Annotated in this window: 21 protein-coding genes; 12 read left to right on the top strand and 9 right to left on the bottom strand. The window is 71.1% G+C overall.

Annotated features, from left to right (window positions below; translation table 11 throughout):
* Nucleotides 1-21: 21 nt before the first annotated feature.
* Nucleotides 22-531, bottom strand: a complete 510-nt coding sequence (locus tag KBX21_RS07140) for a TspO/MBR family protein (RefSeq protein ID WP_210841380.1) — start codon at nucleotides 529-531, stop codon at nucleotides 22-24.
* 202 nt (nucleotides 532-733) lie between these two features.
* Between KBX21_RS07140 and KBX21_RS07135 the strand changes: the two genes are divergently transcribed.
* The 6 genes from KBX21_RS07135 (at nucleotide 734) to idi (ending at nucleotide 7,588) form a co-directional block, all read left to right on the top strand.
* Nucleotides 734-1,198 carry a hypothetical protein gene (locus KBX21_RS07135; protein WP_210841379.1) on the top strand — a complete coding sequence of 155 codons (465 nt, stop codon included), beginning with the start codon at nucleotides 734-736 and terminating at the stop codon, nucleotides 1,196-1,198.
* A gap of 44 nt (nucleotides 1,199-1,242) precedes the next feature.
* A complete protein-coding gene (locus KBX21_RS07130; RefSeq protein WP_210841378.1) occupies nucleotides 1,243-2,733 on the top strand; it encodes a cryptochrome/photolyase family protein in 1,491 nt (496 codons plus the stop codon).
* 455 nt (nucleotides 2,734-3,188) lie between these two features.
* On the top strand, nucleotides 3,189-4,592 hold the full coding sequence (locus KBX21_RS07125; protein WP_210841377.1) for a family 2B encapsulin nanocompartment shell protein: 1,404 nt from the start codon (nucleotides 3,189-3,191) through the stop codon (nucleotides 4,590-4,592).
* A gap of 31 nt (nucleotides 4,593-4,623) precedes the next feature.
* Complete coding sequence (locus KBX21_RS07120; protein ID WP_210841376.1) at nucleotides 4,624-5,874, top strand: family 2 encapsulin nanocompartment cargo protein terpene cyclase; 1,251 nt, start codon at nucleotides 4,624-4,626, stop codon at nucleotides 5,872-5,874.
* Nucleotides 5,875-5,994: 120 nt separating this feature from the next.
* A complete protein-coding gene (locus KBX21_RS07115) occupies nucleotides 5,995-6,873 on the top strand; it encodes a geranyl diphosphate 2-C-methyltransferase (RefSeq protein WP_049567103.1) in 879 nt (292 codons plus the stop codon).
* A 112-nt stretch (nucleotides 6,874-6,985) separates the two neighbouring features.
* Entirely contained in the window at nucleotides 6,986-7,588 is a 603-nt protein-coding gene (gene idi, locus KBX21_RS07110) for an isopentenyl-diphosphate Delta-isomerase (RefSeq protein WP_247665334.1), read from the top strand.
* A 74-nt stretch (nucleotides 7,589-7,662) separates the two neighbouring features.
* Here idi and KBX21_RS07105 read toward each other — a convergent pair whose 3' ends face one another.
* From KBX21_RS07105 to KBX21_RS07095, 3 genes are all read right to left on the bottom strand, one after another.
* Complete coding sequence (locus KBX21_RS07105; RefSeq protein ID WP_049567107.1) at nucleotides 7,663-7,965, bottom strand: hypothetical protein; 303 nt, start codon at nucleotides 7,963-7,965, stop codon at nucleotides 7,663-7,665.
* 105 nt (nucleotides 7,966-8,070) lie between these two features.
* Nucleotides 8,071-8,754, bottom strand: a complete 684-nt coding sequence (locus KBX21_RS07100) for an HNH endonuclease family protein (protein ID WP_210841375.1) — start codon at nucleotides 8,752-8,754, stop codon at nucleotides 8,071-8,073.
* A gap of 191 nt (nucleotides 8,755-8,945) precedes the next feature.
* The gene (locus KBX21_RS07095; protein WP_210841374.1) at nucleotides 8,946-9,722 is read right to left on the bottom strand and encodes a hypothetical protein; all 777 of its coding nucleotides are present in this window, start codon (nucleotides 9,720-9,722) and stop codon (nucleotides 8,946-8,948) included.
* A 355-nt stretch (nucleotides 9,723-10,077) separates the two neighbouring features.
* Here KBX21_RS07095 and KBX21_RS07090 point away from each other — a divergent pair, with 355 nt between their 5' ends.
* The 6 genes from KBX21_RS07090 to KBX21_RS07065 all read left to right on the top strand — a co-directional run bounded on the left by KBX21_RS07090 (nucleotide 10,078) and on the right by KBX21_RS07065 (nucleotide 16,647).
* The gene (locus KBX21_RS07090; protein WP_210841373.1) at nucleotides 10,078-11,634 is read left to right on the top strand and encodes an ABC transporter substrate-binding protein; all 1,557 of its coding nucleotides are present in this window, start codon (nucleotides 10,078-10,080) and stop codon (nucleotides 11,632-11,634) included.
* A 69-nt stretch (nucleotides 11,635-11,703) separates the two neighbouring features.
* Nucleotides 11,704-12,615 carry an ABC transporter permease gene (locus KBX21_RS07085; protein ID WP_017544774.1) on the top strand — a complete coding sequence of 304 codons (912 nt, stop codon included), beginning with the start codon at nucleotides 11,704-11,706 and terminating at the stop codon, nucleotides 12,613-12,615.
* Between the two features lie 3 nt (nucleotides 12,616-12,618).
* The gene (locus tag KBX21_RS07080) at nucleotides 12,619-13,572 is read left to right on the top strand and encodes an ABC transporter permease (RefSeq protein ID WP_210841372.1); all 954 of its coding nucleotides are present in this window, start codon (nucleotides 12,619-12,621) and stop codon (nucleotides 13,570-13,572) included.
* Entirely contained in the window at nucleotides 13,569-14,429 is an 861-nt protein-coding gene (locus tag KBX21_RS07075; protein ID WP_210841371.1) for an ABC transporter ATP-binding protein, read from the top strand. The genes KBX21_RS07080 and KBX21_RS07075 overlap by 4 nt, the downstream gene beginning before the upstream one ends.
* A complete protein-coding gene (locus KBX21_RS07070) occupies nucleotides 14,429-15,232 on the top strand; it encodes an ATP-binding cassette domain-containing protein (RefSeq protein ID WP_210841370.1) in 804 nt (267 codons plus the stop codon). Before KBX21_RS07075 ends, KBX21_RS07070 begins: the two co-directional genes overlap by 1 nt.
* A 50-nt stretch (nucleotides 15,233-15,282) precedes the next feature.
* Nucleotides 15,283-16,647, top strand: a complete 1,365-nt coding sequence (locus KBX21_RS07065) for an alpha/beta hydrolase domain-containing protein (protein ID WP_210841369.1) — start codon at nucleotides 15,283-15,285, stop codon at nucleotides 16,645-16,647.
* Nucleotides 16,648-16,755: 108 nt separating this feature from the next.
* Here KBX21_RS07065 and KBX21_RS07060 read toward each other — a convergent pair whose 3' ends face one another.
* The 5 genes from KBX21_RS07060 to KBX21_RS07040 form a co-directional block, all read right to left on the bottom strand.
* On the bottom strand, nucleotides 16,756-17,853 hold the full coding sequence (locus tag KBX21_RS07060; RefSeq protein WP_049567133.1) for a DUF5937 family protein: 1,098 nt from the start codon (nucleotides 17,851-17,853) through the stop codon (nucleotides 16,756-16,758).
* Between the two features lie 94 nt (nucleotides 17,854-17,947).
* Complete coding sequence (locus KBX21_RS07055) at nucleotides 17,948-18,856, bottom strand: GntR family transcriptional regulator (protein ID WP_210841368.1); 909 nt, start codon at nucleotides 18,854-18,856, stop codon at nucleotides 17,948-17,950.
* Nucleotides 18,857-19,001: 145 nt separating this feature from the next.
* Nucleotides 19,002-20,024, bottom strand: a complete 1,023-nt coding sequence (gene pdxA, locus KBX21_RS07050) for a 4-hydroxythreonine-4-phosphate dehydrogenase PdxA (RefSeq protein ID WP_049567139.1) — start codon at nucleotides 20,022-20,024, stop codon at nucleotides 19,002-19,004.
* Nucleotides 20,021-21,220, bottom strand: coding sequence for a four-carbon acid sugar kinase family protein (locus KBX21_RS07045; protein WP_210841367.1), 1,200 nt, complete (start codon nucleotides 21,218-21,220; stop codon nucleotides 20,021-20,023). The genes pdxA and KBX21_RS07045 overlap by 4 nt, the downstream gene beginning before the upstream one ends.
* A complete protein-coding gene (locus tag KBX21_RS07040; protein ID WP_210841366.1) occupies nucleotides 21,217-22,275 on the bottom strand; it encodes a 2-keto-3-deoxygluconate permease in 1,059 nt (352 codons plus the stop codon). Before KBX21_RS07040 ends, KBX21_RS07045 begins: the two co-directional genes overlap by 4 nt.
* Nucleotides 22,276-22,280: the final 5 nt, after the last annotated feature.

Genomic DNA, 22,280 nt, shown 5'->3' with positions numbered 1-22,280 from the left:
ACGGAGTCGGACGGCCGGTGGTCAACTCCCCGTGTTGAGCGACCAGATGGAGAAGTTGAGCGCGGTCGCGAACGCCACCCAGGCCCAGTAGGGGACCAGCAGGACCGCGGCCCAACGGGACACGCGGGCGAACAGGAGGATGGTCACCGCCAGGGCCGCCAACAGCAGCACGATGTCGACCAGGGCGGTTCCCCGGAGTCCGGCGGTGAAGAACAGCGGCGACCACGCCGCGTTCAGGAGCAACTGGACGGCGAACAGGGACAGTTCCGTGCGGGCTCCCTGCCAGCCTCGCTGGCGCCAGACGAGCCAGCCGGAGACGGCGATCATCGCGTACAGCACCGTCCACACCGGGCCGAACAGCCAGGACGGTGGTGCCCACGACGGTTGCTGGAGCGCCGCGTAGTCCCCGGCGGTTCCGGGATTGGAGAGCACACCGACCAGCGCGGCCGCGGTCACGGCGGCGGCGAACACCAGGGCCGTGAGGAGTGCGGACGTGGTCGACGGGGTGAATCTGGGCGTGGCGGTGGTCATGGATTCCCTTCGAGCGCAGGGGCGCTGGCTTGTGGTCGGCTGGCGCCCTGAGGTGGCGGCGCCGACACCGTCGGCTGATTACTCGTATACCGAGTAACTCGTTTTCCAAACATTTATGTGTCAGAGAGTACACGTCCCGGAGCGCAGCGTCCCGCCTCTGTGCCTCCCACTCCCAGGGCGGAGTCGGCCACATACTGTCCCCATGGGCGATGCGGCCGTCGAGGGAGAGCCTGCGGGAGCGGAGGACTCCACCGCTGGTCGGAGCGTGGGCGGAGTCCTCCTGCGCGCGTTCCCCCGAGTGATGGGTGCGATCACCGTCGGGTACGCCCTTCTCGTCCTTGTCAGCCCCGAAGTGATGACCGATGCGATCGGCCTGCCTCACGGGGCGGCCGACCCGGACCTGGCCCTGCTCACCCGCGCCATGCTCCTGCGTGACCTGGCCTGTGGCCTCGCGATGGTGTTCGCACCCGCGAGGTGGCCCCTGCTCACGGCGATCGCCATCCGGGTGGCCTCCGATCTCGGGGACGCCCACGTCATGGGCGCCGGCCTGCCCACCGACGCCGACCGCTGCGCCGCGTTGGTGGTCGCGGGCGGGTTCGGCGTGCTGTGCGCGCTGAGCGCCTTCGGAGCGCGTCGCCCGCAGCGGTCCGGTCGCCAAGCCATGTGAGCGCGTCCCAACACGACCCACGACACCGAAGGAAACGGGTGCACATGACCCAGGACAGGCCTCTGTGGTTGTTCGGCGACCAGCTCGGCGGGCACTTCCACGGCACCCACCGGAACCGGGGCCGGCCGATCCTGCTGATCGAGTCCGAGCTGGCCCTGCGGCGCAGGCCCTACCACCGGCAGAAGCTGCACCTGGTCCTGGCGGCCATGCGGCGGTTGGCGCGGGACCTGGGCACCCGGGTCACCTATGTCCGGGCGGCGACCTACCGGGAGGGACTGCGCCGGTTCGGCCAGGCGGTCGATGTGCACGAACCCGGGTCGCACGCCGCGTTGGCGCTGGTCGAAAGCCTGCGAGACGAGGGGTTGGTCGGCGAGGTCCTGCCCACTCCGGGGTTCGTGTTGGGCAGGGCCGAGTTCGCCGAGTGGGCGCAGGGCCGGTCGGGCTTCCGGATGGAGGACTTCTACAGGGACCAGCGCCGCAGGTTCGGTGTCCTGCTGGAACCCGACGGTGGGCCTGTGGGTGGCGGGTGGAACTTCGACAAGAGCAACCGTGAGGGACCGCCCAGGGCCGCGACGCTGGGGGTGCCAGCACCGTGGCACCCGCGGGAGAACGCCATTGACCAGGGGGTTCGCCGGGACCTGGACGCCCTGTGCGGGGAGACCGGGAGCAGGGTGGTGGGCGAGGACGGTCCCCGCCTGTTCGCGGTGGGCCGCGCGGAGGCCGGGCGGGCGCTGCGCCGGTTCCTCGACGATCGGCTGCCGACGTTCGGCGCCCGCCAGGACGCCATGTTGGAGGGCGACTGGAGCATGTCGCACTCGCTGCTGTCGGTCCCGCTGAACCTGGGTCTGCTGGACCCGCTCAGGGTGGTCGAGGCCGCCGAGCGCCGGTACCGGAAGGGCACCGCACCGCTCGCCTCGGTCGAGGGGTTCGTCCGGCAGATCCTCGGTTGGCGCGAGTGGACCTGGCACCTGTACTGGCATCTGGGTCCCGACTACCTGCGGTCGAACCACTTCGGGGTGCGCACGGAGCTGCCCGGGTGGTGGCGCGAACTCGACTCCGAGGGGATCGGGGCACGGTGTCTGAACCAGACCATGGCGGGGGTGCGGGAGCGCGGCTACGCCCACCACATCGAGCGGTTGATGGTGCTGGGCAGTCACGCCCTCCAGCGGGGCTACCGGCCCGAGCGGCTGAGCGAGTGGTTCGCCACCTCGTTCGTGGACGGTTTCCCCTGGGTGATGGCAACCAACGTCATCGGGATGAGCCAGTACGCCGACGGGGGACAGGTGGCGACCAAGCCCTACACCTCCGGGGGCGCCTACATCCATCGCATGAGCGACCACTGCGGCTCGTGCCGGTTCGACCCCGGGGTGCGGGTGGGGCCCCGGGCCTGTCCGTTCACCGCCGGGTACTGGGCGTGGATGAGGCGCAACGAGGAGGTGCTCTCGGGCAACCACCGGATGGCGCAACCCCTCGCGACGATGCGTCGGTTGCCGGACCTCGAGGCACTCGTCGAGCAGGAGCGGCAACGGGAGTAGTCCTGGGTGTTTTGTGGCTTTGGGGGTGGTTTCTGGGGTGACCGAAAACGCGGGAGTTCGGTGGTCCTGGATGCGAGCTTAATGCGGTCTTCGGGTGGATCTTTGGTCTTTTGTGGGTGCCTTGGGGGATAATGTCTCCGACGTCTTCGGGGGCGGGGGGAAGTTCTGTTGGTGCTGCTCATGCGGCATGTTGGGGCTCTGGGGTGAGGCGATGTGCCTCGAAAGTCCGTTTTGGGAATCGGAGTGTGGTGGGAAGGCCTTCTTGTGTCTGAAAAAGAGGTTCCTGTGATTTCGCGACGGAGTTTCTCGTAAAGTGAGCCGCGGTTTGGGGGACGGTTCGGGAGCGCTCGAGAATGGGCTCCTCCCTGCGTTTCGTGTCCCCTTCGCCCTCTCAGTCCCGCGCGGCCCAACCGCCGCGCGGGTACACGCGACCACCATGAGGAGAGACACCTCCGATGTCGATCGACTCAGCCCCCGAGGTTCGGACCAGCGATCAGCAGAGCCTGGCGACCGCGGCCGCGCGGAACCTGGCCACCACCACCAAGTCCGCTCCGCAGATGCAGGGGAAGAGCTCCCGCTGGCTGCTCAAGACTCTTCCGTGGGTCCAGACCGACGGTGGCGCCTACCGGGTCAACCGTCGCCTGAGCTACACCATCGGCGACGGCCGGATCGACTTCGAGCAGAACGGCTCCGAGGTGCGCGTGATCCCGCGCGAGCTCGGGGAGCTGTCCCTGCTGCGCGGGTACGACGACATCGAGGTCCTGGAGGTGCTGTCCCGGCGCTTCACCCAGCGGGAGTTCGGGCCCGGTGAAGTCCTCGCCCAGCAGGGCTCCTCCGCCGACCACCTGTACCTGCTGGCACACGGCCGCGTGCACAAGACCAGCGAGGGCGCCTACGGGGAGACCAACCGCCTCGGCGTCCTGGCGGACGGCGACAAGTTCGGCGAGCGGTACCTCCTGGAGACCGAACCCACGTGGGACTTCACCGTCAAGGCGGCGACCGCGGGCACCCTCCTGGAGCTTCCGCGCCAGGAGTTCATCGCGCTCCTGGACGACTCTCCCAGCCTCCAGGCCCAGGTCCAGGGCTACCTGTCGGCACCGGGGCACAGCCAGAACAAGTACGGCGAGGCCGAGATCGCCCTCTCCTCCGGGCACTCCGGTGAGGTCGAGCTCCCCGGCACCTTCGTCGACTACGAGCTCAAGCCCCGTGAGTACGAGCTGAGCGTGGCCCAGACCGTGCTGCGCGTGCACACCCGGGTCGCCGACCTCTACAACAAGCCGATGAACCAGACCGAGCAGCAGCTCCGTCTGACCATCGAGGCGCTGCGCGAGCGCCAGGAGCACGAGCTGGTCAACAACCGCGATTTCGGACTGCTGCACAACGCCGACTTCCGCCAGCGCATCCAGACCCACTCGGGCCCGCCCACCCCGGACGACCTCGACGACCTCGTCAGCATGCGGCGCAACACCCAGTTCATGTTCGCCCACCCCCGGGCCATCGCGGCCTTCGGCAAGGAGTGCAACAAGCTGGGCCTCAACATCGGCACGGTCGAGGTCGGCGGGCACCACCTGCCCGCGTGGCGCGGAGTGCCGATCCTGCCCTGCGGCAAGATCCCGATCTCCGACCACCAGACCTCCTCGATCATCGCCGTGCGTACGGGCGAGGACAACGAGGGCGTCATCGGACTGCACCAGACCGGCCTGCCCGACGAGGTCGAGCCCGGCCTCAACGCCCGGTTCATGGGCATCGACGACAGGGCGCTCATCTCCTACCTCGTGAGCACCTACTACTCCGCCGCCGTGCTCGTCCCGGACGCCCTGGGCGTCCTGGAGAACGTCGAGGTCCGCCCCCGTGCCTGAGCCGTCCACACCCTCAGGGAAGGGGGACTGAGTGTCACTGCTGTCCCGGATGTCCTCGACCAGCGCGGGGCACTCGACGGCGGAGCTGGTGCGGTCGCTGCTGCTCGACCCCCAACGCCCCGGGAACGCCGACCTGCTCGCGACGTCCGCGAGACCGGTTCGCGGACCCCGTCTGCCGGGCGGGCCCTCGGGGCTGGGGACCTCCGCCGCCCGGATCCTGCTGCCCGACCGGCCGCCCGTCTCCGAGCCGCGGGGCCAGCGGGCCGCCACCCTGGTTCCGGCCTCGCCCGCGGGTCCCGGACTCCCGCAGGGCGAAGGCGGTTCACCGGTCCCCGTGCTCTACTGCCCTCCCGCCGTCCGGGACGACCCGGCGCTGGGGGAGGAGGTCAACGACCGCCTGGTCGAGTGGGCCGAGGAGGTCGGTGTGTACCCCGGCCAGCTCGACCGCGTGCGCGCCTGCGACTTCGGACGCCTCATCATGCTCGCCCACCCCGAGACCGACGACCCCGAACGGTTGCTGGCCGCGGCCAAGTGCGCGCTGTCCGAGTGGTCGGTGGACGACCACTACATGGACGGTGAGGTGGAGGAGGCCCAGCCCGAACTGCTCGGGCAGCGGCTGGCGATCGCCCACTCGGTGATCGACCAGGCGCACCTGCCGCTGCGCTACGCACCGCAGTTGGAGGAGGTCGTCCAGGCCGACCCGGTCATGGTGGCGCTGCGCGCCGCCCTGGACAACCTGTCCGACTACGCCTCGGCCGCACAGGTACGCCGTCTCCGGCACGAGCTGGCCATCATGTTCGTGGCCTACAACCAGGAGGGGGTCTGGGCGGCGACCGGCCAGCGTCCCCCGGTCTGGGAGTTCCTCATGCACCGGCACGAGAACAGCTTCGTGCCCTGCATGGTGCTCATCGACGCGGTCGCCGGCTACGAACTCTCCCAGGCCGAGTTCGCCGACCCCCGGGTGCGGAGGGTCTTCACCCTGGCAGGGTCGGCGAGCGTGATCGTGAACGACCTCTACTCGATGGGCAAGGAGGACCCCTCGGACTTCAGCGTCCCGCGGCTGATCGCCACCGAGGAGAACTGCTCGGAGCAGGAGGCCATCGAGCGCACCGTCCTCATCCACGACGAGATCATGCACACCTACGAGGCCGAGGCGGCCGCGCTCGCCCTCGCCGGTTCGCCGGAGCTGCGCCGCTTCCTCGCCGGCGTGTGGGCCTGGCTCGGGGGAAGCCGGGAGTGGCACGCGCGGACCGCGCGCTACCACGGCGCCTCCGCCACCTGACCCCACCGCATCCGAGACCCCTCCGAGCGGGGGCGCGTGCCCCCGCTCCGGTTCGGTGTGCGCCGCTGACGCGGTGCGCCCGAACCGAGGACGAACACCACCATGACAAGGAGCAACACGATGACCACGACCATGCCCTCTCACAACCCGGTGCGGAACCAGGGCCAGGTCCTGCGTACCGCCTACCAGCAGTCCGTCGCCGACTACTGGAACGCGGAGAAGGACCCCGTGAACATCCGCCTGGGTGAGGTCGACGGTCTCTTCCACCACCACTACGGGATCGGCGACTACGACCCCTCCGTGCTGGAGGGCCCCGAGGAGACACGCGAACAGCGGATCATCGAGGAGATGCACCGCCTGGAGACCGCGCAGGCGGACGTGCTCCTGGACCACCTCGGTGACATCACCCCGGACGACCGCATCCAGGACACCGGCTCCGGCCGTGGCGGCACCAGCTTCATGGCCAACGCCCGGTTCGGCTGCCACGTGGACGGGGTGAGTATCTCCGAGCAGCAGGTGGAGTTCGCCAACGCCCAGGCCCGTGAGCGGGGTGTGGACGACAAGGTGCGCTTCCACTTCCGCAACATGCTGGACACCGGCTTCGAGACGGGTTCGATGCGGGCCAGCTGGAACAACGAGTCCACCATGTACGTGGACCTGTTCGAGCTGTTCAGCGAGCACTCCCGCCTCCTGGAGTACGGTGGCCGCTACGTCACCATCACCGGTTGCTACAACGACGTGACGGGAGGCCGCTCCAAGGCGGTCAGCCGGATCGACGAGCACTACACCTGCAACATCCACCCCCGGAGCGAGTACTTCCGGGCGATGGCCGCCAACAACCTCGTGCCGATCAACGTCGTCGACCTCACCGCCGCGACCATCCCGTACTGGGAGCTGCGCGCGCAGTCGCAGGTCGCGACCGGCGTGGAGGACCCCTTCCTGGCCGCCTACAAGGAGGGCAGCTTCCACTACCTGCTCATCGCGGCGGACAAGGTCTGACTCCTCCGCACGCACGGCCCGGTGACCGGGGCGCCCCTCCCTCAGGGGGCCCCGGCCCGGGCCGTCGTCACCACGCGGCACGACACAACACCGTCGAACACGAAGGGCGCTCATGACCACCGACACCCATGCCGGAGTCCCCGGGTCCGTGAACGAGACCGTGCGGGACGAGCACCGGCCGATCATGCTCGAACTGGTCGACGAGGACGGGACGACGACGGGCACCGCCGAGAAGCTGTCCGCGCACCGGGCCCCGGGCCAGCTGCACCGCGCCTTCTCGGTCTTCCTCCTGGACGAACGGGGTCGCCTGATGCTCCAGCGCCGGGCACTGTCCAAGTACCACTCGCCGGGCCTGTGGTCCAACACCTGCTGTGGTCACCCGGAACCGGGCGAACTTCCCTTCGTGGCGGCCTCCCGGCGCACGGGCGAGGAGCTGGGGGTGGCCCCGACCCTGATGCGCGCGGCCGGGACGGTGAGCTACCACCACACGGACCCGGTCTCGGGTCTCGTGGAACGCGAGTTCAACCACCTGTTCGTCGGGGTGGTCCGGGGCCAGACCCGGCCGGACCCGGAGGAGGTGGCGCAGACGTGCTACGTGGACGCCGTCGGACTGGAGCGGCTGCGCGGGACGGCGGAGTTCTCGGTGTGGTTCCCGACGGTCCTCGACGCCGTGCGGCCCGCCCTGCGGGATCTGGGTGCCACTGCCGGCTGGTGATCCGGAGGCCGGGGCGGTGGGCCGTGCCCACCGCCCCGCCCGGGGCGGTGGGACCCGGACCGGAGACCGGGGGATCAGACGTCGCAGTCCTTGCAGCGGCTGGTGGCGACCCGGTCGGTGTTGCCGTGGGTGGCCCTCAGGGGCGAGCCCTCGCTGATCCGGCGCCACACGGAGGGATCGGCGTCGAGGACCCATCCCCACTTGGGGGCGCTGACCCCGCTCGGGTACTGGTGCTGGCAGCCGGGAAGGTGCGCCTTTCCGCTGCTGTGGATGTGGATCTCGCTCACGGTGGTCGCCTCGCCGCGACGACGGTCGGTTCTGAGCGCGCAGGCACAGCCGCCGTCCAGGGGGAGTTCGCAGAAATCACAGCGTCTCATCGCACCATCATGCAGAGCCGCTGAACCGTGCGGAAGCCCCCTTCCGCCACCGCGACACGTCCGGGCCGTGTGGACCACCGTCCACCGGCCCGGATCGTCGGGGGGTCAGCAGCGGGAGTTGATGGTGCCCTGGATGGAGGACTTCTCGGTGCTGGTCACGGACAGGCCGTAGCGGTGCTTCACGTTGACCCAGGCCTTGACGTAGTCGCAGTGGATCGCGGTGCGCGGCGGCATCCACGCCGAGGGGTCCCGGTCGCCCTTGGAACGGTTGCTGCTGGCGGAGACCGCCCACAGCTGGGGCGAGGAGACGTCGTTGGCGAAGGCGCGGCGCTGGGCGGCGGACCAGCCGTTGGCGCCCGACCGCCAGGCGTCGTGGAGCGGCACCATGTGGTCGATGTCGAACGAGGACGCGTTGTCGGTCCACACGCCGTCGTACTCGCTGGACCACCGGCCGGAGGTCGGCTGGCAGTTGCCGTCGACCTGGACGGTGTGGCCGTCGCGTCGCAGGACGGTCTCGCGCGCGTCGCAGGGGCTGCTGATGATCACCCAGTGCGGGAAGAGGCTGCGGTCGTAGCCCGCGCCGTTGTTCTTGGCGCGGACGGTCAGGCCGTTGAGCTGTGACTGCGCCGCCGACGCGGAGGGGATGCCGGGCGGCAGGACGTGGTGGGCCAGGGCCGGGGTGGCCCAGCCGAGGACGGCGATGAGCGCGGCGGCGGAGAGCGCGGACAGGGCGCCGACCACCGTCCGGCGCGCGCGGGTGAGGGGGAACGTACGGGGGATCGCGGGCAACGCTGCTCCTTGGGGGAGGAGGGTGTCGGTCGAACCCTCACACCATGGGGCCTCGAGGGCGGTCTGACCAGACCCCTCCAAGTGAAATCCGTTCCGTGGTCCGGTTGCGGCGCGGTGACGGCGCTGGTGGACGCCCGGCGCCCACTGGTGCCGTTGATCGACCGCGCGCCCGATCCATCGCGGCCGCGCCTTCACACACCCTGTTCCAGTTCCCGCAGGGCGACGGTCAGGAACTCGTCGAACTCGGTGTCCGCCTCGTCCAGGGCCTCCCGTGCGCGTTCCCGCGTCACGCGTTCCCGGCACTCGCGGAACTCGCGGAAGTCACCCTCGCACTCGCCCGCGAGCTCTCCGGCGGAGAGGTCCCCGCCCGTGTCCAGGTCCATGCGGATCAGGATGAAGTGGACGTCCTCGATCTGCCCCCAGGCGGTCCACGTCGCCATGTTCAGTCCGTCCGCGGTCATCTCCATGACGAACTTGCCGCCGTCGTCGGGGAGCGCTGGGGAGTCGGACGAGCGCAGGGTGGCCTCCATCTCGACCCCCTCGTTGACCACGGTCATGGTCGAGCAGGTGTCGAGCAACGACTCGTACGCGGACGTGTCGAGGTCCGCCTCGTCGAAGTCCCCGGTGACCAGTACGTAGGTGTAGATCGAGGGCCCGGAGCGGGAGTTCACGGCCACCTGCCCCGCGCCCTCGGCCGACTCCTCGGGGAGATCGGCTGGGCCCTCGTTCATCGCCGCCGCGCACTCGGGGGGCTCGACGGAGTCGAAGTCGGTGCCGGAGGTGCTGGTGCCGTTCAGCTCGGCCATGTCGACGCTCTCCACGTCGTACCCGGCCGGGTAGTCGGATCCGGAGGGCAGGAGGGACTCCAGGCGGTCACTGGCGGTGACGTTGATCTGCTGATCGCAGGCGGTCAGTGGCAGGAGCAGCGCGAGGGGGAGGAGGGGGACGAGGGCGGTCCTCTGGCGCACGGGGAGTCCTTCGGGGTCGGGGGTTCGTTCACCCGTGTCGGACCGCCGTCCCGGCGAGAAGGTTGCGCGTGTGTCCGGACCCGGCCAAGCCGAGGTGAGCCCTCCACCCGGCCGTGGCTCAGGGGAATCGGCGATCGGGGTACCGGGGTGGAGGCGCCGGGTGGGCACTCCGGTCGGTCGCTGTGAGTGGGGTCACGGACACCCACGGTCCCACCAGTCACACCTGTAACTTCCGTCACCTGATCGTTTCTTACCGGGGTTGCGGTAAACGATGCCTTTCACGTGGGTGGATCATGCCTAACCTGTGGGTGTCCCCACGGGACCACCATCCCGATTTCCCCGAAAGGCCTGATCCGTGATCTCTCAGCGCAGCGCGGCCGCACTAGGACTGGTGGGCGGCACGGCACTCCTCCTGTCCGGCTGCGGCTCCCCCCAGGGCGGCGGAGCCTCCTCGGAGCCGGTGACCGGAGGCGAGCTCGTGGTCGCCTCCCTGCCCGCCGTCATCGACCCGCACGCCACCACCTCGCGCTCCAACTGGATGGTCGCCGCCTCGGTGTGTGAGGGCCTGTTCGCCAACGCGGCCGACACCTCGATCCAGGACGGCCTCGTGGACTCCCACGAGTACGACGCCGACGCGGGCGTGTACACGCTGCGCCTGAGGGAGGGCGTCCCGTTCCACGAGGGCGGTCAGCTCACCGCCGCCGACGTCGTGGCCTCACTCGACCGCTACGCCGACTCCGACCCGGGCGAACTCTTCAACAGCCTGGTGGAGGAAATCGTCGAGACCGACGACCTCACGGTCACGATCACCACCGTCAACCCCACCGGCGCGATCCCCGCACTGCTCTCCACGCCCGACACCGGCGCCTACATGATGTCCGCCGCCTCGCTGGAGGCCGCCGGGGACGACGAGCTGTCGTCCCTGGACTGCACCGGCCCCTACAGCCTGGACGAGTTCACGGTGGACCGCCAGGCCACGGCCTCCCGGTTCGACGACTACGCCCCGCGGGACGAGGACCCGGACGGCGCGGCGGGGGCCAAGACCGCCCACGCCGACACCCTGAGGTTCATCCCGTTCAACGAGTCCAACACGCTCAACCAGCTGCGCACCGCCGAGGTGAACGTCGCCCCGCAGTTCCTCGGCGTCGACCAGCTGGACGTCTACGAGGCCGACCCCTCGCTCCAGGCGGTGCTGAGCGAGGACTCCGAGTTCTCCATCATGCAGTTCAACCTGCGCTCCGAGCTGATGGGCGACGTGCTCATGCGCCGCGCCGTGCTCAACGCGCTGGACTTCGCGGAGATCGAGACGCAGTACCTCGGCGGGACCGACTACTTCACCGAGGACTCCAGCTTCTTCCCGCCCGGTTCGCCCTGGTACTCCGACGCCGGATCCGAGGCCTACACGGACCGTTCCGCCGAGGAGGCCGAGCGCCTGCTCGACGAGGCCGGGTACGACGGCACCCCGGTGCGCGTGCTCTACCGTCCCTCCAACGACAACTACGGCCCCATCGTCCAGCAGCAGCTGGAGGCGGTCGGCCTCAACGTCGACCTCCAGGCGATGGACGCCGCCACCTTCGGCTCCACGCGGACCGAGGAGGACACCTGGGAGGTGTTCCTCGGCGGGGGCGCGGCCTACTCCGACCCCCTGACCGTGGTCTTCCTCAACGACGACTTCCCCGGTTGGTGGGCCACCGAGGAGAAGGCCGAGCTCATGGCCGCCGTCACCGAGGGCGAGGACACCGAGAGCCGCAAGCCCGCCTGGGACGAACTCCAGGAACTCATCTGGGACGACGTCCCGTTCATCCGCTTCGGCCACGAACCCCGTCTCGCGGTGACCTCCGCCGACGTCGGCGGTTTCGAGGCCACACAGGGGACCGTCCGGGGCTTCTACAACATCTGGATCGACCAGTAGGACCCCGCCGCCCGGCGGACCGCCGCACGGCCGCCGGGCCCGGAACCCACCGCGCACGAAAGACTCCTCATGAGAACCACCCTGCGGTCCCTCTCCAGGGACCCGAGCGCGATGACGGGCGCCGCGATCGTCGCGGTCATCACGCTGCTGGCACTCCTCGCCCCCGTCCTGGGCGGTGATCCCGACCTGCTCCGACCGAGCGAGCGACTCCAGGCCCCCGGAACCGGCGGCCCCCTGGGCACCGACGAGCAGGGCCGCGACATGTGGACGGTGCTGCTCCACGGAGCCCGCACTTCGCTCGGCATCGCCGCCGCCTGCACCCTGCTCGCCATCGTCGCCGGGTTCCTCACCGGCGTCGTCTGCGGCTACTTCCGCTGGGTGGACGCGATCGTCATGCGCGTCATCGACGGACTGATGTCGTTCCCCAACATCATCCTGGTCATGAGCCTGGTCGGTGTCCTGGGCCGCGGGGTGGGGCCGGTCCTGTTCGGCCTCACCGTGGTCCTGGTGCCGCCGATCGCCCGCGTGGTCCGCGCCGCCGCGCTCACCGCGCGCTCCGCGCCCATGGTGGAGTCGGCCCGCGCGCTGGGCGCCAGGGACTCCTGGATCCTCTTCCGCTACGTGGCACCCGAGTCCGTCTCGGTGCTCATCGTCCAGGCGACCATGGGCTTCGCCGCCACGGTGCTGTCCATCGCGGCCCTGAGCTTCCTCGGTATCGGGCTGCCTCCGGACGTGCCCAGCTGGGGCGCGAGCCTGTCCGCGGCGCAGCAGTACGCGGCGGTGGCCTGGTGGATCGGGGTGTTCCCCGGCGCGGCGATCCTGCTGACCGTCCTCGGGCTCATCCTCCTCGGCGACGGACTGCGCGACGCCATGGACCCGAGGGCCCGGCGCCTGGCCGAGCTGGCGCGCTCCTCCAAGTCCTCCGCCCGGTCCTCGCGACGGGTCGCGGCCACCGCCCGCTCCGACGAGAAGGACGGGTGACCCGTGCTCTCCTACGTGTTCAAACGCCTGCTGGCGCTCATCCCGACCGTCGCCGTGCCGATGGTTCTGCTCTTCGTCCTGCTGCGGCTGACCCCGGGCGACCCCGCCGCCGTCATCCTCGGTGAGAACGCGACGGCGACCGAGATCGCCGAGCTGCGCACCGAGCTGGGACTGGACGCCCCGATGTGGCAGCAGTTCCTGGACTGGCTCGCCAGGATGGCGCGCTTCGACTTCGGGGAGTCCATCTTCCTGCACGCGCCCGTGGCCGAACTGGTCCTGTCGGCCGCGCTCGTGACCGGCCAGCCTGCGCTGATCTCCATGCTCCTCGCGCTGCTCATCGGCCCGGCTCTCGGCGCCGTCGCCGGAGCCACGAGGTCGAGGGCCCTGGACCGGACCATGGTCGTCGGTTCGGCGGTGGGCGTGGCCATGCCCACCTTCTGGCTGGCCATCCTGATGGTGATGCTCTTCGGGGTGACCCTCCAGTGGCTGCCGGTCGCCGGATTCACCCCTATCACCGAGGACCCCGTCCAGTACGTGCGCTACATGGCGCTGCCCTGCCTGGCGCTGGGCACCCTGGAGGCGGCCACGCTGTTCCGGTACTCGCGCAACGGCGTGCTCGACGCCAAGCACCAGCCCTTCGTGGCCACGGCCCGCGCCCAGGGCCTGCCCGAGCGCACCATCACCCGCTCCTACGTCTTCCCGGCCGCGCTCGCGCCCCTGGTCACGGTGGTCGGGCTCTCCCTGGCCTCCATGCTCGGCGGCGCGGTGGTGACCGAGAACGTCTTCTCGTTGCCGGGGCTGGGCAAGCTGCTGCTGACCGCCGTCGAACGGCGCGACTACCCGCTCATCGAGGGCTGCATCTTCTTCATCGCGGTGGCCTTCGTCCTCGTCAACCTGCTGGTCGACGTGGTCGCCGCCACGCTCGACCCGCGCATCAGGCTGGAGGCCAAGGAGTGACCACGAACTCCACCGACGACATCCTGCTGGACGTGCGCGGCCTGGACGTCGACGTCCTGACCCCGGAGGGTCCGCGCCGCGTGGTCCACTCCCTCGACCTCACCCTTCGCCGCCGGGGCACCCTGGGGATCGTGGGGGAGTCCGGTTCGGGCAAGTCCATGACGGCCACCGCCGTCATGGGCATCCTCCCCGAGACCGCGATCGCCTCCGGGAAGGTGCTGTACCGGGGCCGCGACCTGCTGTCGCTGCCCGCGCGGGAACGGCGAGCCATGGCCGGACGCGAGATGGGCTTCGTGTTCCAGGAGCCCATGAGCGCGCTGCACCCCACCAAGACCATCGGGGGGCAGATGGCGGCGCCCCTGCGCCTGCACCTGGGGCTGACCCGGCGCCAGGCCCGTGCGCGCAGCGCCGAACTCCTCGACCTGGTCGGTATCCCGCCCTCCCGGGGCGTCCTCGACGCCTACGTGCACCAGCTCTCCGGCGGTATGCGCCAGCGCGTCATGATCGCCATGAGCATCTCCTGCGAGCCCGACCTGCTGATCGCGGACGAACCCACGACCGCGCTCGACGCGACCATCCAGAAGCAGATCCTCGACCTGCTGGCCGAGCTGCGCGAGGAGCTCGGCCTGTCCGTCCTGCTCATCAGCCACGACCTCGGACTGGTCTCCCGGTACACGGACGACGTCGTGGTCATGCTCGACGGCCACGCCATGGAGTCGGGCCCCACCGACCGCGTGGTCTCCGCCCCGGAGTCCGGGTACACGCGCGGGCTGTTGGAGGCCTCACCACGGCTCGGGCACAGCCCGGACCGCCTCCCCGTCATCGACAAGAGCCGATTCACCAAGGCGGTGCAGTGATGAGCACGACCGACGGCGCAGCGGGGGCCGAACCCGTCCTGCGCATGGAGAACGTGACCAAGAGGTTCCGTCTCGGCGGGATCCTGCGCCGGACCGCGCACGTGGCGGTCCGGGACGCCTCCCTGGAACTGGGCCGCGACGAGGTCCTGGGCCTGGTCGGCGAGTCCGGTTCGGGCAAGTCCACCCTGGGGCGCATGGCCATCGGCCTCATCCGTCCCACCTCGGGCTCGGTGACGGTGCTGGGCCGGGACATCCTGTCCATGCGCGGGGCCGAACTGCGCGCCTACCGGCGCCGCATGCAGATGGTCTTCCAGGACTCGTCCAACTCCCTCAACCCGCGCATGACCCTGCGCGAGCTGCTGGAGGAGCCCTATCGGGTGCAGGGGCTGCACACCCCCGCCGAGCGGGAGGCCCGCGCCCTGGCGCTCGCCGACGAGGTCGGGCTCGCCCGGTCCTGGATGGGGCGCCTGCCCCACGAGTTCTCCGGCGGTCAGCGCCAGCGCGTGTCCATCGCCCGCGCCCTGGCCCTGGAACCCGAACTGATCGTCGCCGACGAGCCGGTCTCGGCACTGGACGTGTCCGTGCAGGCCAAGGTCCTCAACCTGCTCAAGGACATCCGCCGGGCACGCGGGCTCTCCCTGCTCTTCGTCAGCCACGACATGGCCGTCGTCGACTTCATGTGTGACCGCGTCGCCGTCCTGAACGGCGGCCGGGTCGTCGAGTCCGGCCCCACGTCCCGGGTGCTCCGCGCCCCGGAGGACGACTACACGCGCACGCTGCTCGAGGCCGTGCCCCGACTCTGATCGTCCGTTCCCGCACGCCCGCCCCCCTTCCGTTCTGGAAGAAGGAGAACATGACCACCCGACACGCGCAGGCGAAGCATGCTCTGATCCGGGGTCCCGTCCCCGAGACCGACGGGAACCGGGCCGTGGTGCTCGAACCCTACGGGGTCGACCGCATCCCCACCTACGACTACGTCCAGGAGGAGTACCTCGTCTCCGGCACGGCCGCCGGCGACCCCTACAGCACCCGCATCCTCATCCGACGTCCCGCGGACATGTCGCTGTACACGGGGCGGGCGCTCGCCGAGGTGAGCCACATCTGGGGCGGGAACTCGGTGTGGCGGGCCTTCAACCGCCAGATCATGCGCGGGGGCTTCATCTGGGTGGGCATCGACTCCCAGGCCCCGTCCGCGCTCGACCTCATCAAGGGGGTCGACGAGCACCGGTACGCGGACATGACCTTCTCCCCGGGGGAGCTGGCCAAGGACTTCGCGGGCAGCATCCCCTTCACGGAGAACCCCACGCCGGAGGTGCTGGCCCGCGAGTACGACGAGTTCAAGGAGCGGTGGTGGCGCGCCACGCCGCAGTCGTTCGAGATCGTCGCCCAGGTGGCCAACGCCCTGAGGGAGGGTCTCCCCGGCCTGCCCGAGGCCGCCGTGCGCACCCTGCTGTTCGCCGGAATCTCCCAGACCGGCGGGGTCGTGCGCAGGTTCGTCGAACGCCACCACGGCGTCCTGCGGCGCCCGGACGGGGGCCCCGTCTTCGACGGGTACATGCCCTGCGCCTCCGGAGGCCCCGCGCTGCCGGACGTGGACGCCCCGGTCATGGAGGTGCTGGGTGAGGCGGAGTTCCAGTCCGTCCGCTGGGCCTGCGGGGTCTCGGGCCAGGTGCGGGGGCTCACACACCGCAGGCCGGACTCGCCGAACTTCCGGCTGTACGAGGTGGCGGGGATGGCGCACCGGGAGACCCGCCAGATGAGCGACCGGGACCGCGAGCGGCTCCGGGACTGCCCGCTCCCCGAGGGCGCCCGGTGGTCCACCTTCCCCAACTCCCACGTGTACAACGCACTGCTGGAGTCCCTTTCCGCGTGGGCGCGCGGCGAGGCGGCGCCCCCGGCGTCCCGCCTCCTGGAGACGGTGGACGACACCGACACCGTGCTCAGGGACGATGACGGCAACGCCAGGGGCGGGCTGCGCACCACCTACACCGACGCACCGCTGTCGACCCTGGTGGCCGCCACCCCCATGGGCAGGCCCTCCTGGTACCACGGCAGTGAGACGCCGCTCGGCGCCGAACGGCTCGTGGAGCGCTACGGCGACGCGGACGGCTACCGGCGCGAGCACTCGCGGGTCCTGGACCGGATGCTCGCCGAGGGGTTCGTCCTGTCGGAGGACGCCGAGCAGCTGCGGCTGGCCGCGGAGCTGGTCGACTTCTGACCGGCGCGGGTCCCGGTTCCGCGTCACGCGGACCGGGGCCCGCGGCGTTCGGGACCGCGTCGCCGCACGGGGGAGCGGGGCCACGGGGCGGCTCCCGCGTCCCGGCGTTCACTGCACGAGGCGGGTCAGGAACTGGTGTCCCAGCGCGTAGACGGTGCCCAGCCTGATGCGGTGGCGCACCAGCCTGCCGTCGCGCACGGACTCCAGCAGCCCGGCCTCGCGCAGGCGCCGCAGGTGCCGGGAGACCTGGGGTTCGGTCATGCCGACCCGTGCCGCCAGCTCGCCCGTGGTGCAGTGCTCGTTGACCAGGTGTCGGCACAGCACCAGCCTGGCGGGGTCCGAGAGCACGGCCATGCGGTGCTGCAACTCCTTGAGGGGGACGTCGGTGGTACCCATCTCGGTGATGGGAAACTGCACCACGATGGGCAGGTTCGCGCGGGGCTGGGCCTCCTCGAACTTCACCACCAGGTGGGGGCCGGTGAACAGGCTGGGCACCAGGACCAGGTCGCGTCCCGAACAGGAGACGAAGGCGTTCTGCAGCTTGTCGTAGGCGACCTGAGCGGTCTGCGGCAGGTAGTGCCCGCCCGGTGTGAGCGAGGCCAGCACCACTCCGAGCCGGTCCCTGGAGAAGCGCCCCCGCACCTCGCGTTCGGCCGTGGCGAGCTGGGGCAGGGTGGCCTCCCAGCGCGCGCGGAAGAACGTGTCGTGGCAGTGCTGGAGCAGGTCGGACAGGTTGTGGCGAAAGGCCGCGCGGTCGGCCAGGAAGAGTTCGCCCAGCTCCTCGCGCTCCTCGCTCTTGGCCCGGCACACCTCCAGGAACTCCGCCCGGTGTTCGCTGGGGTCGCGCAGGCCGTAGTAGCGCTCCCAGCTCCCGCTCGCGATGGTCTCCGCCACCATGGAGTCGAACACCGACGCGGGCATGGCGTTCATCAACGCCAGTTCGTCCTGGAACGTCGCTGGGTGACTGGTGTCCAGCGGAAGCAGCGCGCGCAGACGGAACCGCGCCCACAGGGGGGCGAAGGTGCGCAGACGCCGATCGGTGGCACGGTCCACGCCGGACCGCACGGCCCGGATGTCCCGGCTCGCGCCGGGGTGGTGGCCCGGTTCGGCGACGCTGTGCAGGAACGCCATCAGCTCGGCGAGTGGCGAGGGGCGCACCACCACACGTGAGGCGTCGGTGCTGACCAGGTCGAACACGATGGGCATGCCCAGATCCTAGTGACCCCCGGCACCCGGTGATCCCGGGCACCCCCGCCACCGTGGGCCCCGTCCGGCGTGACCCCGAGGACCTCGGGGAGCGTCAGCCCCCGGAGCGCAGACGGTCCAGCTCGATGCGGAGTTCGGCGGCGAGGGCCGCGGCGCGGTCGAGCCCGGAGTACGGTGCTGGAGCCTCCGACGCCGTGGACTCCGGCGTGCCCTCCGGGGGCGGCACGGCCGCCAACGACGGACCCGGAGCGATGCGGATCTGGTCGGCGGCGCCGTCCGCCTCGATGTCGAAGACCACCCGGTCGGAGCGGTGCCAGCTCTCGAACCACTCCAGGGGCAGGCCGTCCTGGTCGAAGGTGCCGCCCTCCAGGAGCAGGAGCGGGGCTCCGTCGGAGACGCCGAGCTCGCGGGCGATGCGCGGGTCGGCGGGGACCGCGCGGATCTGTCTGCGACCGCTGCTGGGCACGGCGTCGAACCGCGTCTCCATGAGCCGGTGCAGGGAGGCGTTGGCCAGCATGGCCGAGTCGAGGTCGGCGAAGCGTCCCGCCGGGAGCCAGGTGCGTACGTAGGACAGCGCCTCGTCGTCGACCGACCGGACGCGCTCCAGGCGCAGCAGGTCCTCGGTCACCAGGTGGTGGACGGCCGAGGGTGGTCCGCTGCGGGTCCGCTCCAGGGAGACCACCGCTGTGCGCAGGCTCAGCCCCTCGGCGGAGAACTGGTCGAAGAGTCCGGTCACCCGCTGCACCAGGCGGTGGTGCTCGGTGGGGACCGCCGCGACCGGGGCCCGGCCCCTGGTCCGGCGGACCGTCCCGTCGTCCTCCAGGGTGGCCAGAGCCTGACGGACCACGCTTCGGGAGACGCCGAAGCGTTCGCGCAGGGCGGCCTCGCTGGGCAGGGCGTCACCGGGCGGGATCGAGCGGTCGCGGATCTCCGCGCGCAGCGCGTCGGCCACCTGGGCGTGCAGGGGCCGGGGGTCGGAGCGGTCGACAGGCATGGCCGTCATTCTAGGGCGTGTGGCGCGGGTGCCACGGAGCGTCGAAGGCGCCCCCGGCCCGCGGGTCGCGCGCGACGGGGCGCGCCCCCGCCTCCCCGGAAACCAGGGGAGACGGGGGCGTCCCGGCCGCCTTGCGGCGGTGCGATCCGTGCCGTCAGGAGGCGGTGGCCTTCCAGACGTGCCCCCAACCGGGAGCGAGCTCGGCGGCCCGGCGCAGCGCCAGGACCAGGCTGGCCTCACGCGCGATGCCCTGCCCCGCGATGTCGAAGGCCGTACCGTGGTCGACCGACACCCGGACCACCGGCAGACCAGCGGTGATGTTGACGCCGTCGTCACCGTAGACGGCCTTGAAGGGCGCGTGCCCCTGGTCGTGGTAGCAGACCGCGACCAGCTTCCACTTGCCCCGGACTGCCGCCGGGATGAGCGCGTCGGCCGGGATCGGCCCGTGGGCGTTGATGCCCTCCGCCCGGGCGCGTTCGATGGCCGGGGCGAGCACGTCGGCGTCCTCGTCGCCGAACAGGCGGTTCTCCCCGGCGTGCGGGTTGAGTCCGGCCACGCCGATGGGCTCGTCCGCCTCCCCCTGGGCACGGGCGAACGCGCTCATCAGCCGCAGGACCTCCAGGGTGCGTTCCTGGGTGACGTCCTCGATGGCGCGGCGAAGCGAGACGTGCGTGGTCAGGTGGAAGAAGGACAGCTCGCCCGCGGACAGCACGAGGCTGTAGTCGCTGACCCCGAACTCGTGCGCCAGCAGTTCGGTGTGTCCGGGCCACAGGTGCCCGCCCAGGTGCATGGCGGCCTTGTTCAGCGGCGGGGTGACGATCCCGTCGACCAGACCCCGCTTGGCCAGGTCCACGGCCGCGATGACGAAGCGGGCCGCGCCGTCGCCCGCCTCGGCGCTCAGTTCGCCGTAGGGGACGTGGCCGAGCGAGGGGCCGGTCTGGACGACGTCGATCACGCCGGGGGCGTCGGCCGCGTCGGCGGGGGAGTCGATCGGGTTCACCGCCGACGCGTCCCCGCCCACGGCGGTGACGGCCCTGCGCAGGGCGTCGGCGTCGCCGACGACCACGGGCCTGGCCAGCTCACGGACCTCCGGGTGGTGAAGGAGCGCCTTGGCGGTGATCTCCGGACCGATACCCGCTACGTCACCGAGGGTGACCGCGAGGGTGGGGCGGCTCATACGTTGCTGCCTTTCGTGTTGCGGACCGCGTCAGCGGCCTCGATGAGGGCGGTGGGGGAGCCGAAGCCCCCGGCCTTGGTGACGATGGCGAGACCCTCGCGGGGGCCGCCCGCAAGGGAGCCCAACGGGATGCCCGGGGCGACCTCGCCGGTCAGGACGATGGCCCTGGCCTGGAGGGACGCGGTCAGGGCGCGTGCCCCGTCGCCGCCGGTGACGACGAACCCGGACAGTGGGTACCGCTGGGCGACGCGCGCTGCCAGCTCCCCGAAGCGTCGGGCGACCAGGGCGGGGTCCAGCCCGCTGGTGCGGTCGTCGGGAGCGACGAGGGCGGTGTGCGGGCAGGCGGGGTCGAAGGTGTCCAGTACCCGCTGCGACCACTCCCGCCATGCGGCGTCGTCGGCCAGCGCGTGGGCGTCGGGCTGCTCCACCCGAGTCCACTCGTCGGCCATCAGCTCGGCCACCTGACCACGTGCGGCCTGGTGGAGGGAGGTCACCACCACCAGGGTCGGGTCCGGTTCCAGGACGGGGCGCCAGGACTCGGCCAGCCGTGTGGCCAGACCGGCCGAACCCACGGGGACGGCTCGGTCTCCCAGGGCTGTGACGGCGGCGGCGACCCGGGCTAGGTCGGCGTCGCTCTCCGCGTCGACGACGGCCACCGGGGCGGCGGCGCGCAGCAGCTCCGCGTTGGCCTCGGCGTCGTCACCGGTCAGCCGGACGTACCGGGCGCCCAGGAGTTCGGCGATCCGGCTCTCGGTCACCGGGGAGACCGGGTCGTCGCCGACGGCGGTCCGGTGCACCTCGACCCCGTCCACCAGCAGGACCCCGTCGCGTACGACGCGTCCGTTGGCGGGGAAGGCCGGGCAGACCACGGCCACGGTTCCGGGCGGGGACACGGAGAGGACGCCGTCGATCTCCGCGCGGATGGGTCCGCGCAGGGTCGAGTCGACCTTCTTGTAGATCAGGTCGAGGCCCGCGTCACGGAGTCCGCGCACGGCCTCGGCGGCCACGGTGGCGGCCCGCTCCGGTGAGAGGGCCCGTGAGTCGGTGGTGACGGCGACCACGTCGGAGGTGGACTCCGCCGCGCTGAGCTGGAGCTCGGTGCGCCAGCCGGCGCGCACGAACTGCACGGCGGTGTCACCGGCGCCGGTGAGGTCGTCCGCGACCACGGCCACCCGTGGTGTGCGTGTGTGGGTCATGACCGGGTCTCCTCCTGGTCGGGACCGTCAGTGGCGGACCCACTGTCGGCCTTGTGCTGTTCGGCGATCTCAGCGCGCTCCGCCTCGGCGGGCGCGGCTCCGGCACGGCGCAGCACCCAGGTGGTCACCAGCGGTGCGAGCAGGGCGGTGACCAGCACGCTCGCGGCGACCTGGGTGGTGGCGGTGCCCGCGTAGGAGAGGAAGGAGGGGTCGGCGGCCGCGATGATGGCCGGGGTGGCGACGGCGTTGCCCGACGCGGTGCCCGCGGCGAAGCCGATCCCCGACTCCTTGCCGCGCCGCAGCAGGAAGCGGTAGCCGAGGTAGACGAGCCCACCGGTGACGAGGGTGATCGCCACGCCCAGGAGGACGCCGGACAGGCCGCCCCTGGCCACGTCCGCCAGGTTGATTCCGGTGCCGAGCGCGAAGGCGAAGAACGGGATGACGATCGCGGGGACCGGGGTGAGGAGCTCTCGCCACTGGGAGTCGAGGTTGCCGACGAGCACGCCGAGCAGGAACGGGATGATCGCGGCGACCAGGGTCAGGAAGGGGATCTGCCCGAGCCCGGAGGCGCCGATGAACAGCAGGGCGAAGAACGGGCCGTCGTTGATGGCCCCGGCGATGTAGGCGCCGCGGTCCTTCGTCCGTCCGTACTGTCCGGTCAGGGCGAGCCAGAGACCGCCGTTGGCGTTCGTGGCGGCGGCCAGCATCGCCATGATGGAGATGCCCAGGACGCCCTCGGGGCCGGTGACCATCGCCAGGGCGATGATGAGCAGGCCCGGGACGATGCTCTTCCCGAGGAGGACGACACCCGTGGTGGCCAGTACCGGACCGCTGGTGCGGAGGGTGACCTGGGTGCCGGTCGCGAAGATCAGCAGGGCGATCAGCGGCATCGCGCTGTCCTTGAACAGCGCCGTGGTGAAGCTGCCGATGTCCAGCGCGGCCGGTGCGAAGGTGCCCAGGATCGAGCCCAGGACGAGGGGAATGAGCATGGCCCCGCCGGGGACCTTGTTCATCCACTTGAGAAGGGGTACCAGCGACCCCTGGCTGTCACTCATAAGTG

This window comes from Nocardiopsis sp. B62 (assembly GCF_018070675.1).
Lineage (GTDB): Bacteria > Actinomycetota > Actinomycetes > Streptosporangiales > Streptosporangiaceae > Nocardiopsis > Nocardiopsis prasina.
The sequence above is the reverse complement of the archived record's forward strand: the minus strand, read 5'-3'. Positions and strand labels throughout refer to the sequence as shown.